The 26,992-nt window shown below is 64.7% G+C and carries 32 protein-coding genes; 16 read left to right on the top strand and 16 right to left on the bottom strand.

All coding sequences use genetic code 11. From position 1 onward, the window contains the following. Nucleotides 1-183: 183 nt before the first annotated feature. Nucleotides 184-1,203 carry an adenylate/guanylate cyclase domain-containing protein gene (locus ACVMDN_RS25405; RefSeq protein WP_076824270.1) on the bottom strand — a complete coding sequence of 340 codons (1,020 nt, stop codon included), beginning with the start codon at nucleotides 1,201-1,203 and terminating at the stop codon, nucleotides 184-186. 273 nt (nucleotides 1,204-1,476) lie between these two features. Between ACVMDN_RS25405 and ACVMDN_RS25400 the strand changes: the two genes are divergently transcribed. Beyond that, on the top strand, nucleotides 1,477-1,740 hold the full coding sequence (locus ACVMDN_RS25400) for a lysozyme inhibitor LprI family protein (protein ID WP_076824272.1): 264 nt from the start codon (nucleotides 1,477-1,479) through the stop codon (nucleotides 1,738-1,740). Nucleotides 1,741-1,768: 28 nt separating this feature from the next. Further along, nucleotides 1,769-2,002, top strand: a complete 234-nt coding sequence (locus ACVMDN_RS25395; RefSeq protein WP_076824274.1) for a hypothetical protein — start codon at nucleotides 1,769-1,771, stop codon at nucleotides 2,000-2,002. A gap of 12 nt (nucleotides 2,003-2,014) precedes the next feature. Here ACVMDN_RS25395 and ACVMDN_RS25390 read toward each other — a convergent pair whose 3' ends face one another. Beyond that, nucleotides 2,015-2,635, bottom strand: coding sequence for a hypothetical protein (locus tag ACVMDN_RS25390; protein ID WP_076824276.1), 621 nt, complete (start codon nucleotides 2,633-2,635; stop codon nucleotides 2,015-2,017). A 107-nt stretch (nucleotides 2,636-2,742) separates the two neighbouring features. On the opposite strand from ACVMDN_RS25390, the gene ACVMDN_RS25385 reads away from it, so the two are divergent. Continuing rightward, entirely contained in the window at nucleotides 2,743-3,450 is a 708-nt protein-coding gene (locus tag ACVMDN_RS25385) for a TetR/AcrR family transcriptional regulator (protein WP_076824278.1), read from the top strand. A 171-nt stretch (nucleotides 3,451-3,621) separates the two neighbouring features. Beyond that, the gene (locus ACVMDN_RS25380; RefSeq protein ID WP_057015052.1) at nucleotides 3,622-5,334 is read left to right on the top strand and encodes a sulfatase-like hydrolase/transferase; all 1,713 of its coding nucleotides are present in this window, start codon (nucleotides 3,622-3,624) and stop codon (nucleotides 5,332-5,334) included. 99 nt (nucleotides 5,335-5,433) lie between these two features. Here the strand turns inward: ACVMDN_RS25380 and ACVMDN_RS25375 are convergent, their stop codons facing one another. The 3 genes from ACVMDN_RS25375 to ACVMDN_RS25365 all read right to left on the bottom strand — a co-directional run bounded on the left by ACVMDN_RS25375 (nucleotide 5,434) and on the right by ACVMDN_RS25365 (nucleotide 8,142). Then, entirely contained in the window at nucleotides 5,434-6,993 is a 1,560-nt protein-coding gene (locus tag ACVMDN_RS25375) for a glycine betaine ABC transporter substrate-binding protein (protein ID WP_076824280.1), read from the bottom strand. Further along, nucleotides 6,990-7,778 carry an ATP-binding cassette domain-containing protein gene (locus ACVMDN_RS25370; protein ID WP_076824282.1) on the bottom strand — a complete coding sequence of 263 codons (789 nt, stop codon included), beginning with the start codon at nucleotides 7,776-7,778 and terminating at the stop codon, nucleotides 6,990-6,992. The genes ACVMDN_RS25375 and ACVMDN_RS25370 overlap by 4 nt, the downstream gene beginning before the upstream one ends. A gap of 148 nt (nucleotides 7,779-7,926) precedes the next feature. Beyond that, a complete protein-coding gene (locus tag ACVMDN_RS25365; RefSeq protein WP_016844293.1) occupies nucleotides 7,927-8,142 on the bottom strand; it encodes a hypothetical protein in 216 nt (71 codons plus the stop codon). A gap of 230 nt (nucleotides 8,143-8,372) precedes the next feature. Between ACVMDN_RS25365 and ACVMDN_RS25360 the strand changes: the two genes are divergently transcribed. The 4 genes from ACVMDN_RS25360 to ACVMDN_RS25345 all read left to right on the top strand — a co-directional run bounded on the left by ACVMDN_RS25360 (nucleotide 8,373) and on the right by ACVMDN_RS25345 (nucleotide 10,732). Next, a complete protein-coding gene (locus ACVMDN_RS25360; protein WP_026193124.1) occupies nucleotides 8,373-9,209 on the top strand; it encodes a hypothetical protein in 837 nt (278 codons plus the stop codon). Nucleotides 9,210-9,321: 112 nt separating this feature from the next. After that, nucleotides 9,322-10,032: a hypothetical protein gene (locus tag ACVMDN_RS25355; RefSeq protein ID WP_244978797.1), complete on the top strand. Its 711-nt coding sequence runs from the start codon at nucleotides 9,322-9,324 to the stop codon at nucleotides 10,030-10,032. Between the two features lie 39 nt (nucleotides 10,033-10,071). Then, nucleotides 10,072-10,344, top strand: a complete 273-nt coding sequence (locus tag ACVMDN_RS25350) for a DUF3551 domain-containing protein (protein WP_076824284.1) — start codon at nucleotides 10,072-10,074, stop codon at nucleotides 10,342-10,344. Between the two features lie 115 nt (nucleotides 10,345-10,459). Next, the gene (locus tag ACVMDN_RS25345) at nucleotides 10,460-10,732 is read left to right on the top strand and encodes a DUF3551 domain-containing protein (protein WP_016844297.1); all 273 of its coding nucleotides are present in this window, start codon (nucleotides 10,460-10,462) and stop codon (nucleotides 10,730-10,732) included. A gap of 24 nt (nucleotides 10,733-10,756) precedes the next feature. On the opposite strand, the gene ACVMDN_RS25340 is transcribed toward ACVMDN_RS25345, so the two are convergent. From ACVMDN_RS25340 to ACVMDN_RS25310, 7 genes are read right to left on the bottom strand one after another with little or no spacing between them, the layout of a single operon-like run. Then, on the bottom strand, nucleotides 10,757-11,956 hold the full coding sequence (locus tag ACVMDN_RS25340) for an FAD-dependent monooxygenase (protein WP_141341378.1): 1,200 nt from the start codon (nucleotides 11,954-11,956) through the stop codon (nucleotides 10,757-10,759). Between the two features lie 10 nt (nucleotides 11,957-11,966). Next, nucleotides 11,967-12,362, bottom strand: a complete 396-nt coding sequence (locus ACVMDN_RS25335; RefSeq protein ID WP_076824287.1) for a hypothetical protein — start codon at nucleotides 12,360-12,362, stop codon at nucleotides 11,967-11,969. Between the two features lie 23 nt (nucleotides 12,363-12,385). Then, the gene (locus ACVMDN_RS25330) at nucleotides 12,386-12,568 is read right to left on the bottom strand and encodes a hypothetical protein (protein WP_076824309.1); all 183 of its coding nucleotides are present in this window, start codon (nucleotides 12,566-12,568) and stop codon (nucleotides 12,386-12,388) included. A gap of 39 nt (nucleotides 12,569-12,607) precedes the next feature. Beyond that, nucleotides 12,608-13,201, bottom strand: a complete 594-nt coding sequence (locus ACVMDN_RS25325) for a 3-phenylpropionate/cinnamic acid dioxygenase subunit beta (protein ID WP_141341381.1) — start codon at nucleotides 13,199-13,201, stop codon at nucleotides 12,608-12,610. Nucleotides 13,202-13,233: 32 nt separating this feature from the next. After that, nucleotides 13,234-14,040, bottom strand: a complete 807-nt coding sequence (locus ACVMDN_RS25320; RefSeq protein WP_076824289.1) for an SDR family NAD(P)-dependent oxidoreductase — start codon at nucleotides 14,038-14,040, stop codon at nucleotides 13,234-13,236. Then, nucleotides 14,037-15,386 (bottom strand): aromatic ring-hydroxylating oxygenase subunit alpha, encoded by a 1,350-nt coding sequence (locus ACVMDN_RS25315; RefSeq protein ID WP_076824291.1) that lies wholly within the window; start codon nucleotides 15,384-15,386, stop codon nucleotides 14,037-14,039. Before ACVMDN_RS25315 ends, ACVMDN_RS25320 begins: the two co-directional genes overlap by 4 nt. Before the next feature lie 56 nt (nucleotides 15,387-15,442). Next, nucleotides 15,443-16,678, bottom strand: coding sequence for an ABC transporter substrate-binding protein (locus tag ACVMDN_RS25310; RefSeq protein WP_076824293.1), 1,236 nt, complete (start codon nucleotides 16,676-16,678; stop codon nucleotides 15,443-15,445). A 131-nt stretch (nucleotides 16,679-16,809) separates the two neighbouring features. Between ACVMDN_RS25310 and ACVMDN_RS25305 the strand changes: the two genes are divergently transcribed. After that, entirely contained in the window at nucleotides 16,810-17,607 is a 798-nt protein-coding gene (locus ACVMDN_RS25305) for an IclR family transcriptional regulator (protein ID WP_057015063.1), read from the top strand. On the opposite strand, the gene ACVMDN_RS25300 is transcribed toward ACVMDN_RS25305, so the two are convergent. Then, entirely contained in the window at nucleotides 17,583-18,506 is a 924-nt protein-coding gene (locus tag ACVMDN_RS25300) for a ketopantoate reductase family protein (RefSeq protein WP_057015111.1), read from the bottom strand. The genes ACVMDN_RS25305 and ACVMDN_RS25300 overlap by 25 nt on opposite strands. Between ACVMDN_RS25300 and ACVMDN_RS25295 the strand changes: the two genes are divergently transcribed. The 3 genes from ACVMDN_RS25295 to ACVMDN_RS25285 are packed head-to-tail and all read left to right on the top strand — an operon-like array spanning nucleotide 18,505 to nucleotide 20,307. Next, nucleotides 18,505-18,672 carry a hypothetical protein gene (locus ACVMDN_RS25295; RefSeq protein WP_168857129.1) on the top strand — a complete coding sequence of 56 codons (168 nt, stop codon included), beginning with the start codon at nucleotides 18,505-18,507 and terminating at the stop codon, nucleotides 18,670-18,672. The two genes, ACVMDN_RS25300 and ACVMDN_RS25295, sit on opposite strands and share 2 nt — an antisense overlap. Before the next feature lie 34 nt (nucleotides 18,673-18,706). After that, on the top strand, nucleotides 18,707-19,522 hold the full coding sequence (locus ACVMDN_RS25290; RefSeq protein ID WP_076824296.1) for an ABC transporter ATP-binding protein: 816 nt from the start codon (nucleotides 18,707-18,709) through the stop codon (nucleotides 19,520-19,522). After that, a complete protein-coding gene (locus ACVMDN_RS25285) occupies nucleotides 19,522-20,307 on the top strand; it encodes an ABC transporter permease (RefSeq protein ID WP_057015065.1) in 786 nt (261 codons plus the stop codon). Before ACVMDN_RS25290 ends, ACVMDN_RS25285 begins: the two co-directional genes overlap by 1 nt. Here ACVMDN_RS25285 and ACVMDN_RS25280 read toward each other — a convergent pair. Beyond that, complete coding sequence (locus ACVMDN_RS25280; RefSeq protein WP_057015066.1) at nucleotides 20,304-21,137, bottom strand: helix-turn-helix transcriptional regulator; 834 nt, start codon at nucleotides 21,135-21,137, stop codon at nucleotides 20,304-20,306. The genes ACVMDN_RS25285 and ACVMDN_RS25280 overlap by 4 nt on opposite strands. Nucleotides 21,138-21,229: 92 nt before the next feature. Here ACVMDN_RS25280 and ACVMDN_RS25275 point away from each other — a divergent pair, with 92 nt between their 5' ends. Beyond that, on the top strand, nucleotides 21,230-22,114 hold the full coding sequence (locus ACVMDN_RS25275) for an SDR family oxidoreductase (protein WP_057015067.1): 885 nt from the start codon (nucleotides 21,230-21,232) through the stop codon (nucleotides 22,112-22,114). A gap of 72 nt (nucleotides 22,115-22,186) precedes the next feature. Here ACVMDN_RS25275 and ACVMDN_RS25270 read toward each other — a convergent pair whose 3' ends face one another. Both ACVMDN_RS25270 and ACVMDN_RS25265 read right to left on the bottom strand, forming a co-directional pair. Beyond that, nucleotides 22,187-23,395: a 4Fe-4S binding protein gene (locus ACVMDN_RS25270; protein WP_456843658.1), complete on the bottom strand. Its 1,209-nt coding sequence runs from the start codon at nucleotides 23,393-23,395 to the stop codon at nucleotides 22,187-22,189. 338 nt (nucleotides 23,396-23,733) lie between these two features. Then, nucleotides 23,734-24,183, bottom strand: coding sequence for a cupin domain-containing protein (locus ACVMDN_RS25265; RefSeq protein ID WP_057015069.1), 450 nt, complete (start codon nucleotides 24,181-24,183; stop codon nucleotides 23,734-23,736). Nucleotides 24,184-24,364: 181 nt separating this feature from the next. On the opposite strand from ACVMDN_RS25265, the gene ACVMDN_RS25260 reads away from it, so the two are divergent. From ACVMDN_RS25260 to ACVMDN_RS25250, 3 genes are read left to right on the top strand one after another with little or no spacing between them, the layout of a single operon-like run. Then, nucleotides 24,365-25,390: an ABC transporter substrate-binding protein gene (locus ACVMDN_RS25260; protein ID WP_057015070.1), complete on the top strand. Its 1,026-nt coding sequence runs from the start codon at nucleotides 24,365-24,367 to the stop codon at nucleotides 25,388-25,390. A 12-nt stretch (nucleotides 25,391-25,402) separates the two neighbouring features. Continuing rightward, nucleotides 25,403-26,104 carry a hypothetical protein gene (locus ACVMDN_RS25255; RefSeq protein ID WP_076824298.1) on the top strand — a complete coding sequence of 234 codons (702 nt, stop codon included), beginning with the start codon at nucleotides 25,403-25,405 and terminating at the stop codon, nucleotides 26,102-26,104. A 15-nt stretch (nucleotides 26,105-26,119) separates the two neighbouring features. Then, entirely contained in the window at nucleotides 26,120-26,884 is a 765-nt protein-coding gene (locus tag ACVMDN_RS25250; protein WP_076824300.1) for a substrate-binding domain-containing protein, read from the top strand. The last annotated feature ends 108 nt before the right edge of the window (nucleotides 26,885-26,992 follow it).

Raw genomic sequence — 26,992 nt, 5'->3', positions numbered from 1 at the left:
CCTTGTTTTTGTTGAATGACACCTGTCTGCACACCATGCGGGGCGCGGTCTTACACCTGCGTTAAGGTGGAACCCGGTGCAAATACGGTGTGCATCGCATCCTTAACAGGCTGCGACCGGACTCGATTCAATGCGCGCTTTCGGCTCGGCGGAAGCTGATGCCGGTGCATTTTAAGAGATCGTTTAGGACGATACGCGCCGCGCGACGGAAAAGATGTCGATCGAGGCGGCACGTCCGCGCAATTGCGTCGAGCCGAGCGGCTCGACGACCAAATCCCGGTCCGGCGGCAGCAGGCGCAGCAAGTCGCCCGATACCAGCAGCGGACGGCCGGCCTCCTTGCAATGCGCCTGCAGCCGCGCCGTGACGTTCACGGTGTCGCCGAAATAGGCGATCTGCCGCCGCGAGTCCCCGCATTCCGCGATGACGACCGGACCGGCATGCATCCCGGCTCGAAACGCGGGCACCACGCCGAACTCCTTGCGATATTGATCGGCCCGCTTGGCGAGGCGATCCTCGATCGCGAACACGCAATCGAGATACCGCCGCGATCGCCCGTCGGCATTGGCCGGCCAGGTCACGATCACTTCGTCGCCGACATAGGCGTGGACTTCGCCGCCGTGCGACACGATCGGCTCGTCGATGTCGAAGAAGAAGCGCGTCAGCAATTCCTGCACGCGCAGCTCGCCCATCGATTCCGCTAGCGTCGTCGAGCCGACCAGGTCGAGGAACAGCAGCACGCGCTCCTCGCGCACCGGCTGCCGATAGCGTCCGAGCACGATGCTGAGCAGCGTGTGCCCGCCGATCATCCGGACCAGCTCGTAGATCGTCGTGATCGGGATCGACAGCAGCAGGCCGACGCCAATGATCTTCAGGAAGGTTTCGCGCATCCACTTGGCTTCGAGCCCATGCCCGTAAAGCACGATTTCCAGCACGATCGCGGCGGCCGCAACGGTGACGGCGAGGATCACAGAGCGGCCGATCAGCTCGACGATGAGTGATTGCCGTCGCAGCCAGCCACCACGTGCGGCCAGATAGAGATGCGTCGCCCAGACGATCACCGTGAGGGCTGCGCCGTCGAGGGCGCTGCGCACATAATTCGAGACGGAGGCCTCGTCGGACTCATCGAACGCATAGCGAAACAGCCCACCGACGAGCAGGCCGAACACCGCCAAGACGATCACAGGCGTCACGGCGCGCCGCATGGTCCCTCCATGCATATGAAATATCCTGCGCGGACCGGGAAGGCCAGCTGCGGCGCGACCGGCGGTGGACGGGATGCATCGCGGCGGCACTCATGTATGCTGCGACGACAGGATCGATCGAACAGGGAAAGTGGCATGACATCGGCTGTGACCACAGGCGCGTGCAGGCTCATGGCCGTTCTGACGGCCGTCTTCATCGCCTTCACCCCGCCGGTTGCCCGCGCCGGCGATCAGAGCGTTGGCGAGCCATCCTGAGACGGCGGCACCTACCAGATGGTCGAATGCCTCAAGGCCAAGACCGCGCAGTGGGACAAGCGGATGAACGTCGCCTACCAGAAGGCGTTGAAGGATGCCGCCGACGACAAGCAGCGCGAACAGCTGCGCACCGCGCAGCGGCTATGGATCCAGTATCGTGACGCCAACTGCCTGTATTACGACCTCGGCGAGGGCACTATCGCCCGGCTCGATGCCGGTGAATGCATGCGCAGCATGACCGAAGCCCGCGCTAAGGAACTGGAGAATCTTGGCCATCAGTGAGCCATCTTCCGGAGTCAGGACCGAGGTCATGACTGATGGAAAGAGCCAGGACGAATTGACCCGGCTTGCGGATGAGGCGTTGCGCGCCCAGCCCGGCTGTGAGACCGCGCGCGTGCCGGCGATCGCCGGGCTGCCCGATGCGCAGATCGGACGCAACTGGGAGATTCCGAACGTCGTGCTCGGCGACAGCCTGATCAGCGACGTCGACCGCGCGGTGCTATCGGTTCATCGCCAGCTCGGCCGCAAGTTTCACCTGGTGTAAGGTGGCCCGATCTTAGCTCGCCTGCGCCTGACGTGGCGCGGGCCGGCCGGCCATGCTGATCATCCTGAGCGCGAACACCGCAGCGAGCGGCACGAGGAATAGCGCGTAGAGCGGCATCTCGGGAATCCGCTTGCCGAACGAGACCATGAACTGCAGCAGCAGATAATAGCCGCCGATCAGATGCAGCCTGCGCCAGGCGCGCGGGCCGAGCAGTGCAGCCGTGCGATCGAACGAAGTCGCGGTCAGCGCGATGATGGCGAGATAGCCGATACCGCCGAAGACGTAGGAGACGATCGAGGTCGCGGCCGCAAAGCCGGGCGGATCGAGCATCGCGAAGGCGGCGATCGCGACCGCATGGATGGCGTGCGAGGCCGCGAAGGTGAAGCCCAAATAACGGCGGTTGCGGCGCTGCCAGTGCGTCCAGGCGTTCGGCCACAGCCGCGCCAGCGCCGCCGCCGAGAAGGCGAGGCAGAAGAACAAGAGCGAGGTCCGCGCCGTGAAGCGGATCACCATCCGCACGCCCTCGACCTCGAACTGCCGCATGGCGGCGATCCAGATCGAAAGCCCGATCAGGGTGAGCGTGAGCAGGCCAAACAGCCGCCAGCCCTCGAACCAGTTGCGATGCGTCGCCATATCCCGCCTCCCGTTTATGTAATCACCAGTTACATTTCGTGTCCGCGCGCGGTCAATCCGTGTAATCATCGCTTACATTCACAAGCGGGTGATGCTAGAGGATCGCCATGCGCCGCTCCGCCAAAAGCCCGCCCACCGGCCGCCGGCCCGCCAAGCCGCGTCCGGTCGCGACGCGGGCGCAGGCGGCCAGGCCGTATCACCACGGCGATCTCCGCCGGGTCCTGATCGATGCCGCCATGCAACTGGTCGGCGAGGGCGGCCCGGAGGCGGTCAGCGTCCGCGAGGCCGCGCGCCGCGCCGGGGTCTCGCCGGGCGCGCCGTTCCGGCATTTCCCGAGCCGGGACGCGCTGATGAATGCGGTGGCGGAGGAGGCGCAACGCCGCTTTCGCGCCGAGATCGAGGCGGCGTTGGCCGAGGCGCCGCCAGGCGATCCGCTCGGCCGCTTCCACCATCTCGGGATCGCCTATCTGCGCTGGGCGATGAAGAACCCGACCCATTTCGAGATCATCTCCAGCCGCCGCTTCTTCGACCACGACCGCTCGGCCGCCGTCTCCGGCGACAATGCCGAGTTGATCGGCATGACCGAGCGCACGCTGGCGGAGGCATTTTCAGCTGGCCAACTCGGGACGCGCGACCTCAGGCAGGTCCAGATCGCCGGCCGCGCGCTGGTCTATGGCTTCGCGCGGATGCACATCGACGGTCATTTGCCGCGCTGGGGTGTCGGCGATGCGGAGGTCGAGCAGATGGCTGCCGACATCGTCGATCTCTTCATCGCGGGTATCGCGAGCCACGCCGCGCCGGCCGCCAAAGTTTAAGGCACGCGCACTGCCTGCCGCGGCTAGGCTTGGGCAGGCAAATTCATTGCGCGTTCATGACGATTCAATTACGGTTTTGTGACGCGGCCCAGACACCGGCTGTGCCGCATGCCTCCTGGCCGTTGCCAGTCAAGGCGGTGGCATTGCGCCGGGTTGTATTGCGTCCCGCCCATGGCGCCCGCGCCTCAGCAGAACTCCTCCGTTGCCGCACTGGCCGGCGGTCTTGCCGCGCTTGGCATCTGGCGGTTGATGGCGGTCGCGGCACCGCATTTCGGCGCGCTGATTCTGATGCTGCGCACCGAGACCGATTTCGGCTCGCGGCTTTGCTTCCTGCTCACCTGGGGAATCCTGAACTTCCTGTTCATCGCGCTGCTGCGCCGGCCGGCGCTGTCGGGCGCGCTGTCGCTGACACTGGTCGTGGTCTTGGTGCTGCTGTCGCGCTTCAAGCACGACGTGGTGCAGATGACCGCGAACTTCGTCGACCTGATGGTGATCGACCGCGACACCGCGGCGTTCCTGCTGACGATCTTCCCGAGCCTGCGCTGGTCGATCATCGGCGCCGGCCTCGTCACGCTGCCCCTGATGTACGCGCTGTGGTGGCTCGATCCGTTCCGCATTCGCCGGCTGCCGGCTGCGGCGGCCTGCCTCGCCTGCACCGCGGCGCTCTCGGGTTATGCCTTCGCCTGGCCGGATGAAGCCTGGCGCGGCTATTACGACGACGGCTACCTCTCGAAGTTCGCGCGCTCCGGCGTCACGGCCGTGTCCGATTTCGTCGCCTACGGCTTTATGGAGTCGGATCCGACCGCGAGCGATCAGCTCAAGATGCCCCTGGTCGATGCCTGTCATCCCGCCGGGCGGCGGCCGAACATCATCATGATCCATGATGAATCGAGTTTCGACATCCGCGCCGCCTCCGGCGTCAAGGTGCCGCCGGGCTATGGCAGCCAGTTCAAGTCCTACGACGGCGTCGCGCGCAAATTCCTTGCCGAGAGCAATGGCGGGCCGAGCTGGTTCACCGAGTACAACGTGCTTGCGGGATTGTCCTCGCGCTCGTTCGGCCGGTTCTCCTATTTCGTCACCCGCATCGCATCGGGGCGCGTGGAGCGCGGCCTGCCGTTGGCGCTGCGCCGCTGCGGCTACGACACGCTCTCGCTCTATCCCGCATTCGGCGCCTTCATGAGCGCGCGCAACTTCCAGACCACGACCGGCATCCAGCGCTTCTACGACGCGCATGACCTGCATGCGAAGGATGTCGAGCCCGACAGCTTCTTCTACGACAAGGCGCTGAAGCTGATGGCCGAGCAGAAGACGTCAGGCACGCCGCTGTTCGCCTTCGTCTATCTCGCCGCCAATCATTTCCCCTGGGAAACCAAATTCCGTCCCGAGTTGCTGCCGTCGTGGAAGCGGCCGGGCAATACGCCCGCGGTCGACGAATATCTGCGCCGGCAGGCGATGAGCGCTGGCGACTATGCCGGCTTCGTCGCGGCGCTGAAGAAGAAGTTTCCGGCGCAGCCTTTCCTGATCGTGCGTTACGGCGATCATCAGCCGGAATTCTCGCCGCAGCTGCTCGATCCCGATCTCGACGAGGCCGGCATCGGCAAGAAGCTGATGGATTACGATCCGCGCTATTACGCGACCTACTATGCGATCGACGCCGTCAACTTCGAACCCGTGAAGAGCCCGGCGGTGATGGACACGATCGACGCCGCCTATCTGCCGCTGGTGATTCAGGAAGCCGCGGGCATTCCGCTCGACCCGTCGTTCGAGGAGCAGAAGGCGATCATGCTTCGCTGCAACGGCGCATTCTATTCCTGCAAGGACGGCGCAGAAGCACGCCGCTTCAATCGCCTGTTGATCGACGCGGGGATCATCAAGGGATTGTGAGACGTCGTCATTGCGAGGAGCGTAGCGACGAAGCAATCAATCTTTCCTCGCATGCGGAGAGGTGGATTGCTGCGCTTCGCTCGCAATGAAGGCGAGAGGCTATTTTCCGCCGACCTTCCCCCACAGCCAGCGCGCCACGGCGTCGGGCGACGATGATGCGTCGTTGCCCGACGCGCGCAAATTCGCCTCGCGCATCCCGGCGATATCGATCTTGCCGAGCAGCGGCCGCAGCGCCGCCTTGAGCGCCTCGTCGTCGCGCCGCTTTGGCGACAGCAGGACGATGGCGTCATAGGGCGGGATGGCGTGCCTGTTGTCCTCGAGCGTGACAAGATCGTATTTCGCGATCAATCCGTCGCTGGTGTAGCCCGCGATCACGTCGACCTCGCCGGAGGCAACAGCCGCATACATGAAATCCGGCTGCATCTGACGCTGGGCGCGGAACGTCAGCCCATAAGCCTTCTGGATGCCGGTCCATTCCGGCCGCGAGAAGAATTCATAGTCTCCGGCGATCGACATCGTCGCCGCGCGTGACGCGAGGTCGGCGATCGAATGGATGCCGAGCTCTTCGGCGCGCTTCCTCGGCATCACCAGCGTATAGGCATTCTCGAAGCCGAGCTCGCCGAACAGCGTGATGTCTTGCTTCGCCAGCGTTGTCTGCAATTCGCCCAACAGCTCGGCGCGGGGCTTGATGTCGGTGTGGTGGAACTGGTTGGCCCACAGCGTTCCGGAATAGTCGACATAGACATCGATATCGCCGGCCGCGAGCGCGTCGAAGATCACGTTGGAGCCGAGGCCGGCGCGGGTCGTGGCCGGAAGGCCCGCCGCCTGTAGCCGCTGCGCGATCAACGCCGACAGCACATATTGCTCGGTAAAAGTCTTGGCGCCGACCACGATGCCCGCATGCGGGCGCGCGATCGCGGGCACCACCGTCGCCGCGATCAAGGCGGCAATACCGAGCCCGCCGAGTGCCGTCCGGATGCGGCTGCGATTCCGCAGGCCGTTCTCGATCAGCGCCAGCAATTGGTCAACCACAAGCGCGAGCACGGCCGCAGCGAAACAGCCGAACAGCACGAACACCCAGTTCTGGGTCTGCAATCCCGCGAAGATGTAGTTGCCGAGGCTGGTCTGGCCGATCGGCGTCGACAAGGTGGCGGTGCCGATTACCCATACCGCCGCGGTGCGGATTCCGGCCATCATCACCGGCAGCGCCAGCGGCAGCTCGACCATGGTGAGCGATTGCCGCGGCGTCATGCCGACGCCCTGGGCGGCTTCCAGCACCGCCGGATCGACCCCGGACAGGCCGGTGATGGTGTTGCGCAACACCGGCAGCATCGAATAGAGCGCGAGCGCCAGCACGGCGGGCAGGAAGCCGAAGGCGGAGAAGCTGAAGCCGAGCCACGCTGCGGTCAACGCGGCGAGCGCCAGCAGCAGCGGATAGAACAATGCGAGCAGCGCGAGACCGGGCACGGTCTGCACGATGCTGGCAAGCCCGAGCAACGTCGTGCGCAGCACCGGCCGGTTACGAGCGATGATCGCAAGCGGCAGGCTGATCAGGAGCCCGAGCGCCAGCGCGGCGACGCTGACCCGCACATGATTGCCGAGATAGTCGGGCAGATGGGAAAGCGCCTCGCTCCAGCGCGGATCGGCCGATAGAGTCATGCCGTGTCGCCCCGCGGCAGCAAAGCGCCCAGGCGTTCCGCCTGCCGCCGCGGCGTGCGCATCAGTTCGCCGACATAGCCGTCGGTGCTGGCCGAGAGCTCCGCCGGCGTGCCCTGGGCCAGCAGCCTGCCGCCGCGCATCACCGCGACACGATCGGCCAGCAGCAACGCCTCGGTCATGTCGTGGGTGATCATGACCGTGGTCAGGCCGAGCTCGCGGTGCAGCGTTCGATAATCGTCGCCGAGCGCGTCGCGGGTGAGGGGATCAAGCGCGCCGAACGGCTCGTCCATCAGCACGATGCGCGGCTTCGCAGCCAGCGCACGCGCGACGCCTATGCGTTGACGCTGGCCGCCGGAGAGTTCGTGCGGCAAACGCTCGCGATATTGTGAGTTGTCGAGCCGCACAAGGTCGAGCAGTTCATCGACCCGCGCCGAGATCTCCGCCTGCGTCCAGCCGAGCAGATGTGGCGTGATGCCGATGTTGTCGGCGACGGACAGATGCGGAAACAGCCCACCGCTCTGGAAGACATAGCCGATGCGGCGCCGCAGCAGGATCGGGTCGATGCGGCTGACATCCTCACCCTCGACCGCGATCCGGCCGTGGTCGGCTTCGATCAGGCGATTGGCGAGCCTCAGCAGCGTCGTCTTGCCGGAGCCCGAGCCGCCGACGATCGCCAGGAATTCACCCTCGGCCACGTCAAGCGAGACGTCGTCGACCGCCACCACGCGACCACTGTCAAAACTCTTGCCGACATGCGCATAGGCAATCAGCGGCGTTGCGGGCATTCCAGGGCGACCTCATGTCTCACCGTCGTTAACGACAGTGATAGCCCATAAATTGGACTTTGACTCGAGGCGCGCGGCGCCTGCGCGGTGGTTTCGCAGGCTGTTCCGGTCGAAGCGGGTCAGCCCCGTCCGAGGCTGTGAGCACACATCACACTTCGTTCTTGGGTACGTACTTGCCCATGATGCATTTATAGCTCTGCAGGTGCCATTCGTGATACGGCCCCTTGGCGAGCCAATCGGCGATGCCGATCTGCGCATTCACTGCGCAGGCGCCCATGGTGATGCCGGATTGGTCACTGGTGGTGACGACCTTTTCCATGCAGAGTTGAGCATTGCAGAGGATGGCGACGAGCGTAACGAGCATGACGGCCTTTATCAGTGGGGTTAACCCGGTCTGACCCGAATCATGCAGGGTTCATGCCACTATCGGCAGCTCTGGCGTCGCAGCCGACAAGACCGGGAAAGTACGGCCGGAGCGAATCGTCACGGCCGTCAGCGCGTAGCCGCACGCCCGTAGATACGCTATAGTCGCTGCCCAACTACGGCGTGAGATCGGGGCGAGCGAGGAACGTTGCGCGGTCGGGGGCTGCATCGATGATGACGTTACCTGAGTTGGCGGCAGGTGCTTTGGAGAAGTTTCTCGCCACGCATGTCAGCCGCACCTTCGGCGCTTCGCAGGCGCGCTTCGGCGAACTCCTGCCGGCCGCCGCGCGCATCGCGCTGGAATGCATCGGCAACAGCGACGCGCTCTACCACAATGTCGAGCACACCATGCTGGTCACGCTCGCCGGGCATGACATCATCCGCGGCCGCGCGCTGCACACCCACGTCACCGCCGAAGATTACACCCACACCATCATCGCCTGCCTGACTCACGACATCGGCTATGTGCGCGGTCTTTTGAAAGGCGATGGACCCGATGGCTACGTCATCGATGCCTCCGGCAACAAGGTGGTGCTGCCGCGTGGCTCGTCGGATGCCGGCCTGATGCCGTATCATGTCGACCGCTCGAAGCTGTATGTGCTCGACAGGCTCGAGGCCGTCCTTCCACTCGATCGCGAGCGCGTCGCGCGCAACATCGAGGGCACGCGGTTTCCGGCGCCCGAAGGCCAGCAATATGACGATGAGGCGTCGATCGTCCGGGCGGCCGATTTCATCGGTCAGCTCGGCGATCCCAACTATATCAGGAAGGCCAACGCGCTCTATCACGAGTTCGAGGAGGTCGGCATCAACCGCCAGCTCGGCTATGAGTCGCCGGCCGATATCGTCGACCGCTATCCGCAATTCTACTGGAACATGGTTGCGCCGCACATTCAGGGCGCCATCAACTGCCTGAACATGACGGCAAGCGGCCGCCAGTGGATCGCGAACCTCTATAGCAACGTGTTCCGCGCCGAGCGCGAGGTGACGCTGTCCGGCCCGCAAATCTGACGCCGCGGCCTTTCAGCACGGATTGTGCTGCGTTCCCCAGCCGTTCGCGTGGTGTCCACATTTAGGCCTGCTTCGTCGTTGCACAGTCCATGGAAATCAGCGACCTTGCGCCATGGATCCCTCCAGCGACCGTGTTTTCGACCGTTTCAGCATGATCTCCCGTTTCGCTCAATTGATTGCGGCTGCCGTCCTCTGCTGGCCGGCGCTCGCCGTTGCCGCCGGTCCGGTCTACGACGTCGATCTGTACGCGTTGATGTCCGGCACTTGCCGCAACGTCACCGTCGCCGGCCGCAGCTACACCTGCAAGGCGGTCGCCTATTTCCACACCCTGCGCGGCCGTTCCGAATTCACCGTGGTGCTCGACGATCCCGCCGACAAGAGCCACATCATCTCGTTCTCCGGCGAGAGCACCGAGCGCACCCAGGACAATCTGTTCGAGCTCGCGGTCGACCGCATGTTGCTGAAGTCGAGCGACCGCCCGCGGGTGGATGGTCTGCCGGTGCCGCTGGTCGAGATGTCGACGGGCTCATGCCGTCAGGTCGGAAGCTTCATCACGCGGCAGGTGTCCACCATCACCTGCGCCGCCACCGACCAGAACGGCAAGAAATACGAGCTGAGCTTCGAGTCGGACGGCTCGCCGATGACGTTGCGGCGGTTGCGGCAATCGACGCTGCCGTCCGAACGGCAGCGGGCGCGCCAGATCGCGCAGCTCGAATGCCGTCTCAAGGCGCGCGCCGCGCAAGTGCTGCCGCGGGACACGACGGCCTTCATGATCCGCTGCCTCGGTGAGGGCGACGGCAAGCCGGCCGACGAGCAACGATAGCCGGGCCCTGCGTTCCGGACGAGGCTTGAGGAGAATTCGATGCGTTTGAAACTCATCATCATCGCCGCCGTCGGCGTTTGCATCGCCGGGCCCGCCGCCGCACAGATGTACGATCCGAACTATCCAGTGTGCCTGGAAGTCTATGGCGGCAGGCTGACGCCCGAGTATATCGATTGCAGCTACACGTCGCTTCCGCAGTGTCAGGCGACGGCCTCGGGGCGCTCCGCGACGTGTTCGGTCAATCCGTTCTACAAAGGTCCGAAAAAGCCGCCAAAGCAACGGGGGCAGCGACAACGCCAGTCCGCCAACTAGCGCGCTCAGGCTTGCCGCCTGCCGTCGCTCAAGACTGTATGGCCGTCGTGTCCCCAGTGCGGTTGACTAACTCCGGCAGTTGTGAGGAAACGGTCCGAGCAATAAGGAGAATCCGATGCGCCTGAAACTTTTCGCGATCGCTGCGTTCGCGGTCGCGCTGGCCCGACCTGCCGCCGGACAGGCCTATGATCCGAACTATCCGGTCTGTTTGCATCTCTATAACGGGCCGATGGCCGGAGACCACATCGATTGCAGCTACACCTCGATCCCGCAGTGTCAGGCGACGGCATCGGGTCTCTCTGCGATGTGCATCGTCAATCCCTTTTTCGCTCCTCCGCCACCACCGCCGGAACGTCCGGTGCGCCGCGGACGCCATCCCGTTCAGTGAGGCGGGCCCGCGAAACTCGTCCCGTCAAAGTGGCACACGCAAGGCATTGTAGGTGAACAGCCAATCATAGCGCTCGCGCACCCGGTCCGGCTGCCATTCGCGCGAGACATATGCGTCGGCGCCTTCGGCGTCGGCAAGCGCGGGATTATGGAAGCGCCTGGCATTCTCGGCCGACTTCATCACGATCGCGTTCGTCCGCGTCAGCCGTGCGGTCTGGTAGCGCTGCAGTGCTTCGTCGGGCGGGAAGCCTTCAAGACAGCGCGCCAGCACCATGCCGTCCTCGATCGCCATGTTGGCGCCCTGGGCCAGGAATGGCAGTGTTGGATGCGCGGCGTCGCCGAGCAGGCAGGCGCGCCTGACGACGAAGCGATCGAGCGGGTCGCGGCCGAGCAGCGCCCATTTGTAGGGAATATCGAGGCTCGCGATAATGGTGTGGATCTGCGGATTCCATCCGGCAAAGGCTCCGCTGCAGGCCTCGCGCGTGCCGCGTTCGGTCCACGATTCGACCGACCAGCTCTCACCCTCGAAGATGCCGACGAAGTTCAACAGCTCGCCGCGGCGAACCGGATAGGTGATGACGTGGCCGCCCGGGCCGATCCAGTTGGTGCCGACGTCCCGTTGCAGGCTCGCCGGTAGCCGTTCCATCGGCACTAGGCCGCGCCAGGCGGCCACGCCCGAGAAGAACGGTTTGGTGTCGCCGCCGATCTGCCGGCGAATTTCGGAGTGCACGCCGTCGGCGCCGACCACGACGTCGCCGCGCCGACGCTCGCCATTGGCAAGGTGCAGCCAGATGCCGTCGTCGTCCTGGTCAAATCCGGTGCAGCGGCTGCCGAGATGCAGGCGCCCCGGCGCCCGAGCCGTGAATGCGTCGACCAGCACGCGGTGAAAGTCGCCGCGATGCACCATCCAGTAGGGCGCGCCATAGATCGCGCGCGAGGAGGCGCCGAGGTCGAATAGTTTCCAGGTCCTCCCGGTGCTGAACAGCCTGATCTCCTTGCCCGAGGGCTCGCAGGCGATCGCCTGCATCTCTTGCTCAAGCCCGAGCGCGATCAGGACGCGTGTGCCGTTGGCGCTGAGCTGGACACCGGCGCCGAGCTCGCGCAGCTCGGACGCCTGCTCGAAGATCTCGACCTCGATGCCACGCTGCAGCAGCGACAATCCGGCGACAAGGCCGCCGATCCCGGCGCCGGCAATCAGGACCTTTGGCCTGCGGTGTGTACTCACGCGAACTCCGCTATCTGCGCGTGATCAGGAAGTCGTCGGTGAATTCGCCGCGCGACAGCTTGACCGGGATCTCGCCGACGCTGCCGATCTCGACGATCTCCGAGCCGGACTTGTTATCCTGAGGGGTTAACAGCTCGATGCGCTCGGCGATCCGCTCCGCCTGCCAATCGGTCAGTTTCCAGGCAAAGCGGCCGCCGAGATCGCGCATGCCGAATTCGTCGTCGGCAGGCGCCAGCACCAGCGCGTCGCGCGAGACGGCGCCGGGAATCCGCTCCGCGACGGCAATGGTCTGCGGGTCCTCGGCAAAGCGCCGCAGCAGCATTGCCAGGGCGGCGAGATCGGCAGATTCGCCGAGGAACAGGAACAGCGGATGAAAATCGCTCGGCATGTATTCAAATCGCAGCATGATCGTCGGTCCGTTGACTGGGACTACTCGCTGAGCACCTTGATGACGTCCTGGGCGTGGCACAGCTCCACCGTGCCAACGTCGGCGGGCCGGGCAGGGCACTCCAGATAGCGCACCTGCAGACACTGGCCATCGTCCATGTTCTCCACCACTTCGGCGACGACGCCGGCCTCCAGTTTCAGCCGCGTCCCCACCTTGATCGCCATCACGTCAATCATCGCTACCCTTGCAATCCTTGGACGCGCTCAAAAGAACGTCGTGAGATTCTTGGCCAGCAGGATACTCTGTTCAAGCAATATCTCGCGCCGCGCGATCTTCCAGCCAGTGTCGGTCAAGCGCAGCGCGTCGTTGCGGCGGCCGACGAAGATGTAGGTCTCGTACTCGACGCGGTTCTGGTAGACGAGGAAGCGGCTGGTGACGTCGAGCTCGCGCGCCGCCTCGATATCCGGCCGCGCGCCCTTGATCTGCACATTGCTGACCATGTGCGTGATGCGCGACAGCGGCTCCTCGGCATAGTGCACCCCGGTCAGGATCTGCTCGACCCGTTTGGTCAATGTCCATTTGTCCTCGTCGAACCAGCTGATGCCTTCGCCGCGTTTGGTATTCTCGCGCGCAGCTTGCTGGCCGAACTTCACGTTGCGGCGGATCGGCATGAAATAGCTGATGTCGTCGGTGAGTAGCTCGAGCCAGTCGCGGAAGCGACGGTCGTCGAGCAAATCGGCCTCGTGGTAGTAGAAATCCTCGACATCGGCCTTCAGCCGGTAGTAGGCCGCCGATCGCTCGATCGCGGCGTTGCCGGCGTGTTGTTGTTGGTCCTGATCCTGAACGGTCGTCGTCATCGCTATCTCCTCATCAGGCATCGCAGGGGTTGTCAGAGCGCCGGCTTGGGCGGGATCGGTCCGCCCTGCTGGGCGAAGCAGCCGACATCGATCACGGTGCCGGACAGCGTTTCGGCTTCCGGCGACAGCAGGAAGGCGACCACATTGGCGATGTCGTCACCGGCGGCGACGCGGCCCGCGGCGGTGCCCGGCGCGCCCTTGCCGAAACGCGCCGCATCGCCGCCGACACGACCGAGGCTCATGCCGCTGACGATGCCGCCGCCGCCGGGAATCACGGTGTTGACGCGAATGCGCTGGTGGAAGAAGTCGTAGGCCATCGCTGCGCTCAGCGCGACAACGCCGCCCTTGCTCGCGCTGTAGACCGCCATGTTCGGCTTGCCCCAGCCGGCGCCGGATCCGATGTTGACGATCGAGCCGCCGCCTTGCGCGATCATGTGCGGGATCGCGGCGCGGCTAGTCAGATAGGGTCCTTTCAGATTGACGGCGATGATCCGGTCGAACAGCGCCTCGTCGGTGTCGAGCACTGTGCCGAGCGGGCCGATCGCGGCGTTGTTGACGACGCCGTCGATGCGCCCGAACCGCGCCATCGTGTGGGCGACCACCTTGGCGACATCGCCGGCCCGCGATACGTCGGCTTCCATCAGTTCGGCGGAGAGGCCTTCGCGATCAAGCTCGTCGCGCAGGGCCGGAATGGCGTTCTGCGCGGTACTCGAGACCTGCGCCGCCTCGAGACCGAAGGCGACCACCGCGTGGCCGCGCCGCGCGAGGCCGAGCGTGATCGCGCGGCCGATGCCGAAGGTGCCCCCGCTGACGAGGACGGTTTTTGCGGGCGCGCTCATTCTGCGGCCTGCCGGTTGCCGGCGGGTGATCCGAGCAGTTCGTGCCAGTCGCCGCCCTGCATGTAGGTGGTCCAGCGGCGATAGAAGCCGCGCGCGATCTGCTCAGTGACTTGCGTGGAGACATCGCCGCCGAGCGGATGATCGGTGACGTAGGCGCCCATCGACTGCTGATAGTTGAAGGGATAGCGCCGCGCCACCGTGCCGGTGCTCGCCGCGGTCGCATAGAGCCAGTTCTCCATGTCGTCCTGTTCGGTCATGCCGGCGGGGCCGGAGTAGCGCATGTAGTAGCGGCGCAGATATTCCTTGGCTTCGTTCGGCGCGTCCTTGTCGACCAGGAAGAAGCGCCAGCCTTCGGTCGAGGTCGGGCTGTGCGGATGCCAGGCGCAAAGTCCGCGCGGCTGGCGGCCGTGATAGGAGGTGTTGGGGAAGATCGTGCCGACGAACGGCAGCAGCCGCGCCCCTTCGCCGAGCCGCCGCTTGCGTTCCTCGAAACAGTGCCGGAAGTATTTTTCGAGGATCGGGTTGTCGAGGAAGGACTCGATGTATTCATTGGCCTCCGGCTGGATCGCGCTGTGCACGCCATGGCCTTCCGGAAAGCTGATCCAGACGTGCTGCGCCTTCTCCAGCTCGTCGTCGCGGCGGCCCTTCTTGCCGGCGGCAGCGCTCGGGCCTATGCCGATCAGGTCAACCGAGCGATGACTCGGGTTGTGATAGGTGTCGCCGAGGAAATTCTCGGCGGCGAATTTCCAATTAGCGGGGAACACCCATTTGTGGACGCCGATCACCTCGGAGCCGCCCTCGCGGCCGTCGCGGCAGTCGAGCGCCTGGTCGAGATGGATCTTGGCATCGCCGAGATAGGTGATGAAGTCGGGCGCGTCCTTGTCCCAGGTCGCCCAGATCGAGCCCTTGTAGTTGCAGAGCTTCGCCACCGAGACCAGCGAGTTGGCCTCGCGGTCGAGCACCCCGTCATACAGCGTCCGGTGCAGCGGAACGCCCTGCAGCTTGCCGTCGGTGGTGTAGGTCCAGCTGTGATAGGGGCAGGTGAACAACGACGTGTTGCCCTGCTCGTAGCGGCACACCTTCATGCCGCGGTGCCGGCACGAATTCAGAAAGACGTGGATATCGCCTTTCTTGTCGCGGCAGAGGATCACGGATTCCTCGCCCATCCGCGAGGTGTAGAAGTCGCCGGGATTGGGCACCAGGCTTTCGTGCCCGACCAGCAGCCAGGCGCGCGTGAAGACCTTGTCGAGCTCCTGCCGATAAATATCGGCGTCCACGAAGATCTCGCGGCTGATGAAGCCACCCTTGACGTCAACAAGCTGATCGAAATCGTTGCGAAGCGGCATCGGCTCCTCCTTGATCTTGCATGCGCGACCGCGCGTCGCGGCGATAATGGTGCGTCCTACTTGTCGAGCTTGCAGCCGCCCGTTCCCTCGGGGCGGAAGGCCTTGTCGCCGGGGATGGCCGCGATCTTCTGGTAGTAGTCCCAGGGATATTTGCTCTCATCCGGCTTCTTCACGCGGTAGAGCGAGAGGTCGTAGACGACGCGGCCGTCTTTGCGGATGTGCGCGGGGCGGCCGAAGAAATCGACCGGCAGCTTGCGCATCTCGCCGTTAACCACCTTCGCCTCGTCGCTGCCGCCGGCCTCGATCGCCTTCAGATAGTGGCGCACGGCGGCGTAGGTCGCGGCCTGCAATTTGGTCGGTTCACGCTTCTCGATCTCGATGAAGCGCTTGGCGAAGGCGCGGGTGCCGTCGTCATCATCCCAGTAGTATTGGGACGCGATGTACATGCCCTGCGCGTCGCGCAGGCCGATCGAATGGACGTCGGAGATGAAGGTCAGCATGCCGACGATGGTCTGCCCGCCCTGTTGCAGGCCGAATTCGTGGGTCTGCTTCACCGCGTTGACGGTGTCGGCGCCGGTGCCGGCCAGCGCCACCACCTTGGCGCCGGAGCTCTGCGCGGCCAGCAAAAAGGATGAGAAGTCGGTGGTGTTGAAGGGATAGCGCACCGCGCCGAGCACCTTGCCGCCCGTATCGGTCACCGCGCGCGAGGCGTCCTTCACCATCGCGGTGCCGAACGAGTAATCGACCGCGACGAAGAACCATTCCTTGCCGACGCGGCGGCTCAGCTCGCCGACCAGGCCGGCCGACAGTGCGTAGGTGTCGTCGGCCCAATGCGTGACGACGGGCGAGCATTTGTCGCCGGTCAAATCGGACGTCGCGGCGCCCGAGACCAGCGCGGTGCGGTTGCTCTGCGTTGCAAGGCCGGCGACGGCGAGTCCGACCGAGCTCACGGCGAGATCGGTCACCGCGTCGACATGCTCGACGTCGAACCATTGCCGCGCGATTCCGACCGCGACGTCCGGCTTGTTCTGGTGATCCGCCGAGATGATCTCGATCGGCTTGCCCAGCACCTTGTTGTGAAAATCCTCAGCGGCAAGCTTGGCGGCGGTCACCGAGCCCGGCCCGCCGAGATCGCGGCCGCTGCCGTAGTCACCCAGCACCGCAATCCGCACTACGCCGTCCGAGATGCCTGAGCCGTCGGGTGCGGCGTACGCCAGCGGCGCTGTGAGCATCAGCGTGGCGATCGCGGCCGCGGCCCATCTGCGCGAGGTGTTTGTCTCCAGCAATTCCAATCCTCCCGTCGATTTTTCGCATGTCCATCTAGTGGACATTATTCTCATAATTTGCGATACTATCCGCGCGGGCCGCTTGGTCAAGCGCGCTGGATGCAGCGCGCCCCTGCCGATTTTGCGGATGTGGACGGATGGCAAAGAAACCGAAGGCAGAGGTTCTGGACGCGGAGCAGGGGGCGTCAGGCGTGCGGGCCGTCGACCGCGCCATCGCGATCCTGCAATGCTTCACGCCGGATCAGCCGGCGATGAGCGTGATCGAGATCCAGAAGCGGGTCGGGCTGAGCCGGCCGACGCTCTATCGCCTGCTGCAGACGCTGGCGCAGCGCGACCTGATCCAGGCCGAAGGCGACCCGCAGCGTTTCCGGTTGTCGCACGGCGTGATGAAGCTGGCCCATGTCTGGCTGAAGGGTCTCGAGGTGGTCGCGATCGCGCGCCCGGTCGTCGAAGGCCTGCGCGAGGCGACCGGCGAGACCGCAGCGTTGTTCCGCGAGCAGGACGATCGCGGCATCTGCATCCTCGAATGCGAGAGCCGTCACGTGCTCTCGATCAGCCGCGGCGTCGGCCACAGTCTGAGCCTGATCCAGGGATCGACCGGCAAGGCGATGCTGGCCTTCATGGACCCGAAGCGGCAAGCCGCGCTTCTTGCCAGCATTGCAAAGAGCGCGGACCGTGCGCGGCTCGAGGACGCGCTGACCTTTGCGCGGCGCAACGGCTATGCGACCAGCCATGGCGAGATCTTCGCCGGCGCGGTTGCCGTCTCCGCGCCTTGTTTCGATCACCGCGGCGAGGTGGTCGGTTCGGTCGGCCTCTACGGACCGAGCGCGCGCATCGACGAGCGGAAGCTATTGGAATATTCAAAGCTGGTGCGCGAGGCCGGCCGGCAGATTTCGGTTCTGCTGGGCTATCAGGACGGCGCGCCCATCGCATAGGGCTTCAACACCGCATAGAGCATGTCGTGCGTCGGCGTCGGGACGCCGAGCTTGCGGCCGAACTCGACCACCTTGCCGTTCAGCCACGGCAGTTCGAGCCGGTTGCCACGCTCGAGATCGAGCGCCATCGAGGCCTTCATCGCCGGCGGCGCGTGTCCGATGAAGTCGAGCACTTTCGTCAGCGCATCCGGCGGCAGCCTGATGCCGTTGGCGTGCGCGATGGCGATGATCTCCTCGCAAGCCGATACGAAGAGCGGGCGCAAATCGGGATCGTCGCGCAGCTTGCCGATCGGCAGCCTTGTGACCGCGGTCATGCCGGCATTGGTGGCGAGGCCGACGAACTTCATCCAGAGCTCGGTGTTGATCTGCTCGCTCAAGGTCGCGTCGAAGCCGGCCTTCAGGCAGAGATCGAGCAGCGCCTTGCCGCGCGGCGTGATGCGGCCGTCGAGCTCACCGAAGATCATGCGCATGAAGGTGCCGACCTGGTTGATGACGCCAGGCTTGATGATCGAGGCCGAGATCTGTGCCACGCCGCCCATCACCGCGTTGCGTCCCAGAATCGGGACCAGCCTGTCGGGCGCGTCGATGCCGTTCTGCAGCGGGATCACCGCGGTGTCGGGGCCGACCATCGGCCTGATGTGTTGGCCGGCGCTCTCGACGTCCCACAGCTTGACGCAGAACAGCACGATATCGACCGGGCCGACGCTTGCCGGATCGTCGGTCGCCTGGGTCGGGACCAGATGGGTTTCGCCGCGGCCACCCTGAACCTTCAGCCCCTCGCTGCGCATGGCGGCCAAATGAGCGCCGCGCGCGATAAAGGTGACGTCGGCGCCGGCATGCGCGAGCGCCGCACCAAAGCCGCCCCCGACGCCTCCGGCGCCCACCACTGCGATCCGCATGATTGTCTCCTTGTTCGTCGCTTTGGGCTGCAGCCTCGACGATGTCGGCGCAATGCGCAACCCGGTTGCGCAATTGCGCAACCCCGGCCTGTCTGAAAATCGCGTGACCACAGCCTTGTTTGCTACGCCATCTTCCTGCGTTGAACTTGCCTGCCCGAACCGCTAAGCCATCTCGGAAAGTTCGGGAGGGATGCGTGGCGATGACGGAGCCGACGGCGGTCGCGCTTGACAGTGCGACGGTGGCGTTTCGGTTGGCGGATGGACGCGTCTATACCGCGGTCGAACGGGCCAATCTTTCGGTTGATCATGGCGAGTTCGTCGCCATTGTCGGTCCGACCGGATGCGGGAAGTCGACGCTGCTGAACGTCACGGCTGGGCTGCTCAAGCCCGCGGCCGGAACAGCAAGGATCTTCGACAAGCCGCTGAGCGGCCTCAACCGTGATGCCGGCTACCTGTTCCAGGCCGATGCGCTGTTCCCCTGGAAGACCGCGATCGACAATGTCGCGATCGGGCTCGAGATATCAGGCACGCCGCGCGCCGAGGCGCTCGCGCGCGCGCAGAAATGGCTGACCTCGGTCGGGCTCGACGCCTTCGCCAATCGCTATCCGCACATGCTGTCGGGCGGCCAGCGCAAGCGTGTTGCGCTGGCGCAGGTCCTGATCCGCGATCCGAAGATCCTCCTGATGGACGAGCCGTTCGGTCCGCTGGACGCCCAGACCCGGCAGATCATGGGCAATCTGCTCTTGGAATTGTGGAGCGCCGACCGCAAGGCGGTGCTGTTCGTCACCCACGATCTCGAGGAGGCGATCGCGCTGGCCGATCGCGTCGTGATCATGTCGGCCGGTCCTTCCGCGCGCATCATCGGCGACTGGCGCATCACGCTGCCGCGGCCGCGCGACATCGCCGAGATCCGGATGGAGAAGGATTTCCATGCCCTGCACCGCGAGATCTGGGGCGTGCTGAAGGACGAGGTTATGAAGGGTTATGTCCAGTCGACGCAGGCGGGAGCTGCCTGATGTCGCGCGTCACACTGTTGTCCCTGCAGGTTCTGGTCGCCGTCGTCACGCTGGCGCTGTGGCAGGTCTTCTCCACCGTGTCGGTGTTCGGCAAGGTGCTGTTGCCGCCGTTCTTCTTCTCCAATCCGCTCGACGTCTTCAGCCAAATCGTGAAATGGTTCTCGACCGGGGTGATCTGGAAGCATCTCGCGATTACGCTGTGGGAATCCATCCTCGCCTTCGTGATCGGCTCGGCCGGCGGCATTCTGGTCGGCTTCTGGTTCGCGCGGCAGCCGCGCGTCGCCGCGGTGTTCGATCCCTATGTGAAGATGGTCAACGCGCTGCCGCGCGTGGTGCTGGCGCCGATCTTCGCGCTGTGGTTCGGGCTCGGCGTCTGGTCCAAGGTCGCGCTCGGCGTGACCTTGGTGTTCTTCATCGTGTTCTTCAACGTCTACCAGGGCGTCAAGGAAGTGCCGACCACGGTGCTCGACAATGGCCGCATGCTCGGCATGAACGAGCGGCAGCTGATGCGCCACGTCTACTGGCCGTCGGCGCTGTCCTGGATGTTCTCCTCGCTGCACACCTCGGTCGGCTTTGCCGTGGTCGGCGCGGTGGTCGGCGAATATCTCGGCTCCGCCGCCGGCCTCGGCTACCTGATCCAGCAGGCCGAGGGCGTCTTCGACGTCGCCGGCGTGTTCGCGGGCATGTTCGTGCTGTCCGCCTTCGTCATCCTGATCGACATGGGCGTGACGATGGTCGAGAATCGGCTGCTGGTGTGGCGGCCGACGCCGGTGACGCATGATTAGGGTACTGCCTCGATCAACCCGCGGATATTCTCCGTCACCTCCGGGTCAATCGGATTGTAGACGATCATGCTGAGGTCGGGCCGGCCATCGACCGCGAACGCCGAATATTCGAACTTGACCTGACCCAGGATCGGGTGCCGCAGCTGCTTGACGCCCTCGCCATGGGCTCGCACGTCATTGTCGCGCCACAGCGCCGCGAATTCCGGGCTGAGCCGGCACAACTCGTCGACGAAGGGTTGCACCTCGGCAGCTGCGCCGGCGCGCGCAGCGTCCACCCTGAAGGCGCCGACCACGAAGCGCGCCACGCTGGCCCAGTCATGTTGTGCCGCGCGGACGCGCGGATCGAGGAACATGAAGCGCAGCACGTTGCGCTCGCGCGCCGGCAGCGATCCGTAGTCCGTCAGCATGACGGTCGCGGCCCGGTTCCAGGCGACGATATCCCAGGTTGCGGTGCGTATCACGGCGGGGCGCGGCTCCAGCGCGTCGAGCACGCGCTGCAGCCGGGGGGTGACGCCTTCGCTCTTCTGGTAGCGCACCTCGGGCGTGCGGCCGAGGGCGAGCAGGAACAGATGCTCGCGCTCGACATCGGTCAGCATCAGCGCACGCGCGATGCGGTCGAGCACATCGGCCGAGGGCGCGCCGCCGCGGCCCTGTTCGAGCCAGGTGTACCAGGTCGCGCTGATGTTGGCGCGCTGCGCCACCTCTTCGCGGCGCAGGCCCGGCGTGCGCCGCCGCTCCGGCGGAAAGCCGAACACGGCCGGATCGAGCTTGCTGCGGCGGTCCTTCAGGTAGGCGCCGAGCAGGTTCTCTTGCGCGAGCGGTTCGCTCATCCTGTTAGCTATTATACCATGATAAGGTCACTACTTTAACAGGATAGCGCGCAGGGCCAGATTTGTCTCCAACGAAACCTGGAGACTTCCTCATGCGTGTGTTCGTCACTGGTGCCACCGGATTCATCGGCACGCCCGTCGTCAAGGACCTGATCGCCGCCGGACATCAGGTTCTTGGTGTGGCCCGTTCGGACGAGGGGGCGAACGCGATCTCTGCCATTGGCGCGGAGGTTCTTCGCGGCTCGCTCGAGGACCTTGATAGCTTACGCAAGGGGGCGAGCGCTTCGGATGCTGTCATTCACCTGGGCTTCGTTCACGACTGGTCTAATTTCGCGAAGAGTTGCGAGATCGACCGCCGCGCCATCGAAGCGCTGGGTTCTGTTCTGGCCGGATCGGACAGGCCGCTGATCGTGACCGGGGGCTTGGCGGGATTGGCCGCGCCCGGCCAGATCGCGACTGAGGACCAAACGATATCGCCGGATTTCCCATTTCCCCGTGTGTCGGAACAGACGGCCCTGTCGCTAAAGGGCGTCCGCGCGTCGGCCATGCGTCTTCCCCAGGTCCACGATCCCGTCAGGCAGGGTCTCATCACCCCCTTGATCGCGGTGTACCGCGAAAAGGGCGCGTGCGCCTATCTCGGCGATGGGCAAAATCGCTGGCCGGCGGCGCATGTTCTCGACGTGGCGCGTCTCTACCGGCTGGCCATCGAAAAGGCTGAGCCGAACGCAAGGTATCACGCCGTCGCGGAAGAGGGGGTCTCGATGCGCGATATTGCCGAAACGATCGGACGGCGGCTGAAGCTGCCGGTCAAATCCATCGCCCCGCAAGAGGCGCAGGCCTTCTTTGGCTGGCTCGGCACGTTCGCGGCATACGACATGGCGGCTTCCAGCGAGCAGACGCGCAGGAAACTTGGATGGCAGCCGACCGGGCCGGGGTTGATTGCCGATCTCGAACAGCTGATCGATTCCGCGCAGTAAGAAGCAGCGCAGTAGGATGCGTAGGGTGGGATAGCTGAAGGCGTAAGCCACCCTACGCATCTACGCTGCGGCTCAGAGCGGGAAGCACCGCATGTAGGCGGCGAACAATGCTTCGTCGCTGTAGCTCACCAGCTTCGCGGCAATCGCGTCGGCCAGTTCGAGGTCGCGGTTCTGCACGCGCAGCCAGGCCTGGGTATCGGCGGTGATGGTCAGAGCCGCCTCTCCGACATGCCGTCCCGGCACGACCTGGAGATCCTTGCCCTTGATCGCAACGGTCATGTCCAGCGCGCTCGTGCCGGTGAAGCGCAGATGCGTCACGAAATCCAGACCTCGGGCCCTGCCGCGCTGGAATCCGAGCGAGAGCGAAAAGATATAGGCCTGCAGGCTGCCGGTATGGCGGCCAGACGTGACATGCTGAAGTTTTTTGTGCGGAAAGCGCCGCGTCACCGTGTCCTCGGCGTCGGTATCCGGGATCACGTAGACGAACTCGTCCTTGTCGATCAGCGGCTGCACCACATCGGAGAAGTGGGCGTCGCGATCGTGGAGGAAGGGGCCGATCACGTCTTCGCCGGCCGGGCAAGCCGAAATGCAATAGGCCGCCTTGTAGCCAGGCTTGAACGACAGCGATTGCCAGATGTTTAGCGTCTCGGTGCGGGGAACGCGGGCGCGATAATCCCTTGCGTCCTTTGCATCCGCGACCTTCTCCACCCACTGCGAGAAGTTGCCGAGAAAGTCGTGATAGTTGTGGGTGTGGCAGGACAGGAAATCGAAGCCGCCGTCCGGCTTGATGGCGCCGACCGGGCAGGCCGCGACGCACAGTTTGCACTCCAGGCAGGGATTGTAGTCGATCGGGTGGTCATGCGCGTCGACCTCGCATCCGAGCAGGATGGTGCCGAGCAGGACGAAGCTGCCGAATTTCGGGTGGATGACGCTGCGATGGATTCCCATGCGGCCGAGACCGGCTTCCACCGCTATCGGCTTGTGCTGGACCATCATGATCCTGGGCAGGTCCATCTCCATCGGGAACGCGGCAACCGAGTTGCAGGCCGGGATGCCGTGCTCGTCGAGCGCGCGAACGATGGCACGCGCGGTTTCGTTGACGTGATCGTAGGTGCTGTGGAATTCCTCGTTGGCGACCGAGCGCGAGGGCGAGCGCACCGGCTCGCGGTTCATGTGGCAGACGATCGCGAGCAGGGAGCGCGTCCGGCCATAGACCTTGCGAATGAAGTCCCGCTGCGCGCGCGATGGCGGCCCGTTCGAACTCGATGATGCCGACATCATCGGCTCCGCATCTGCGCGCGATGTCCTTGATCAGTTCCGATGAAACCGGGACGTCGCGGACCGGTTCGCTGCTGCGAGCGCGCACAGCCCTGACCGTGGGGTGATCGTCCAGGCTCATGGGTCTAGCTTTCTATTAAATGACGATCGTCATACTATGGAGCGAACGAACTTGGGGCAAGTGAATTATCTGTCAAGTGTCATGTCATGGAACCGGCGCCGGCGCGCGCGCGACTTTCGTCATTGCGAGGAACGAAGCGACGAAGCAATCCATGGGTCCGCCTATCCGGAGAGATGGATTGCCTTCGCTTCGCTCGCAATGACGTTGAGGATGGCCGTAATCAATCCAGCAGCTTGGTATCATCCGGCGCCTGCGGCGGCGTCTTGATCGCGATGGCCTTGATGGCGCGGCCGTTCGGCTTGGTGCCGCCATGCGGCGTGCCCTTCGGGATCACGATCAGGTCGCCCGGCTTCACCGTCACTTCCTTGTCGCCGAGCCAGACTGTGCCGGTGCCTTCGAGGACGAACTGCATCTCGTTGGTGTTGGGATGCATGTGCTTCGGCCCATTGCCGTCCTGGATAGAGACGGTGGCGCCGTCGGCGGAGACGAACATCTTGGAACGGAAGCCGACCTTGTTGGCGTCGCCGAGCTTGTCGCCCTCCATCTCGCCGGTGTGGATGACCCGCGCCGTGATGTTTTCGGCGGCGAGCGCCGGCCGCAGCAAATGGGTGATGCCACAGCCCGCGGCAAAGGCGGTAGCGATCGACAGCGCGGTTGCAATACGATTCATGAAGACCTCCCTTGATGTTTCCCTTGAAGTATTCTTGGTGCTTATGGTTTTGGCGCTTCTTCTGCGTTTTCTTGTATCCGCGATGCTATGCCGCCCCCCAGGCTTGACCAGCTGTCGGAAAGTCGCCTTCTCAAGGCCTGCCGGCTCCTCTATCTTGCCGGCCAGTCGAACGGAGGACGTCATGAACAAACTGCTTGGCAAGCTTGCCGGAATGCTGCTGGCGCTGACCCTGTCCACGGGCCTTGCCGCGGCGCAAAGCAAGATCACCATCGCGGTCGGGGGCGGCGCTTGCCTGTGCTATCTGCCCACCGTGCTGGCCAAGCAACTCGGCGAATACGACAAGGCCGGGCTCGCGGTCGAACTGGTCGACCTCAAGGGCGGCTCGGATGCGCTCAAGGCCGTGCTCGGCGGCAGCGCCGACGTCGTCTCCGGCTATTTCGACCACTGCGTCAATCTTGCGGCCAAGAAGCAGGAGCTGCAGGCCTTCGTGGTCTATGACCGCTATCCCGGCCTCGTGCTGGTGGTGTCGCCGAAGCACACCGGCGAGATCAACTCGATCAAGGATCTCGCCGGCAAGAAGGTCGGCGTCAGCGCGCCGGGCTCCTCGACCGATTTCTTCCTGAAATATCTCTTGAAGAAGAACGGCCTCGATCCTACGGGCACCGCCGTAATCGGCGTCGGCCTCGGCGCCACTGCGGTGGCCGCGATGGAGCAGGGCCAGATCGACGCCGCCGTGATGCTCGATCCTGCCGTCACCGTGCTGCAGGGCAGCTACAAGGACCTCAAGATCCTCAGCGACACCCGCACCCAGCACGACACGCTTGCGGTGTTCGGCGGCGAATATCCCGGCGGCGCGCTGTATTCGACCGCGGCCTGGGTCAACGGCCACGAGAAGGAGGTGCAGGCGCTGACCAATGCGATCATGGCGACGCTGGCCTGGATCCATTCGCACAGCGCCGAAGACATCATGGCCAAGATGCCCGACGAGCTCGTCGGCAAGGACAGGGCGCAGTATCTCGCGGCCCTGAAGAACACGATCCCGATGTATTCCGAGACCGGCAAGATGGACCCCAAGGGCGCGGAAGCCGTGCTCGCGGTGTTCAGCGAAGGGTCACCCGATGTCGCGAAGGCCGGCATCGACGTCACCAAGACCTACACCAACAAGTTCGTCGACCAGGTCAAGAAGACGACCGGAAACGCGAAGTAAACACGTTCGGATATGCAGTCTCCGCTCATTTGTCGTGTCACCGCGCTCGACCTTGCCTTGCAGCGGCGTCCCTGGCCGTTTGCGGACGAGCGGCGCGTCGAGATCGACGCGCATTTCGCCGAGCAGCAGCGGCTGAACCCGAACCTGTGGAACGGCCGTGTGCTGCTCGGGCGCGATCCGGTCTTCGCCGGCGAGCGGCTCAGCGCGAGCTATTTCGAGACCGATTTCGCGAGCTTCCTCGCTTGGCGCGACTGGGGCTTTCCGGACCACGAGGTGTTCAACGGTTTCGGCATGGGGGCGCTGCTCGCCAGCGACGGCGCCTTCGTGTGCGGGGTGATGGGCGAGCAGACCGCGAATGCCGGCCGCATCTATTTCCCGTCAGGGACGCCCGATCTCGACGATATCAGGGGCGACACGGTCGATATCGCCGGAAGCGTGATGCGCGAACTCGAGGAGGAGACGGGATTGTTGCCATCGGATTGCCGCGGCGACGCCGATTGGCACTGCATCTACACCGGGCCTGCGCTTGCGATGATGCGGATCCTGCGCGTCGATATGCCCGGTGACGCGCTGCGGGCGCGGATCGAGGCCAATCTCGCGCGCCAGGCAAATCCCGAGCTTGCGGGCATCCATCTGGTGCGCAGCCGCGCCGATCTCACTCCCGCAATGCCGCGCTTCGTCACCGCATTCATCGAGACGCAGCTGCCGGCCTAGGCAAAGGAATGCGCAATGACCGAGCAAGGCACCGCTGCCGCTGCGTCGACACCGGCAATCGCCGATGGCCCCAACACGATCAAGGTCATCATTTCGGGTGGTTTCGCCACGGTCTACCGCGACGTGCTGCCTGAATTCGAGCGAAGCACGGGCATCGGGGTGGAGACCGGATCGGGCGCGTCGGAGGGCACCGGTCCGAAGACGATCAGGCACCAGCTTGCGAACGGCACCAAAGCGGATGTGGTGATCCTTTCGCGCGAGGGGCTTCGAAGTCTGACCGAAGACGGCCGAATTCGTGCGGGATCGGAAGCCGGACTGGCGACGGCACCTTTGGCCGCGGCGGTTCGAGCAGGCTCTCGCAAGCCGGACATCGGCAATGATGTCGCGCTCAGGAAAGCCTTGATCGATGCCGGCGAGGTGGTGGCGCCGAGCAGCACGAGCGGACAGTACGTCCGCGACAAGGTTTTCCCCAGGCTGAACTTGCCGGACACGGTCAGGCTCACCCTCGAGGCGCGCGGAACCGAAGCGGCCGAAGCGCTGAGAGCAGGCAAGGCAAATCTCTCGATCGGCCCGACCAGCGAACTGGTTCAGGAGGGTGGCATCGAAGTTGTCGGTTTGTTGCCGCCAGATTTCCAGCTGGTCCAGACCTTCACGGCCGCGATCGTCAGCGACGCGCAAGCGCCGGAAGCCGCCAAGCGCCTGATCGATTTTCTTGTCTCGGACAGCGATATCTTGCTCGCGGCCATCAAACGGGCCGGCATGGAACGGCCCCGCGGATAAATTGCCGCTGCCACGCGCGCGCCCGAGCACCGTGCGTCGGCACCGTTCCGCCGAAACTTTGCGCAAGCCTGCGCGGTGCGGACGCAGCCATCGCGCTTGACATCATCG

This window comes from Bradyrhizobium sp. USDA 4510 (assembly GCF_054059095.1).
This window is presented reverse-complemented; position numbering and strand designations above follow the sequence as displayed.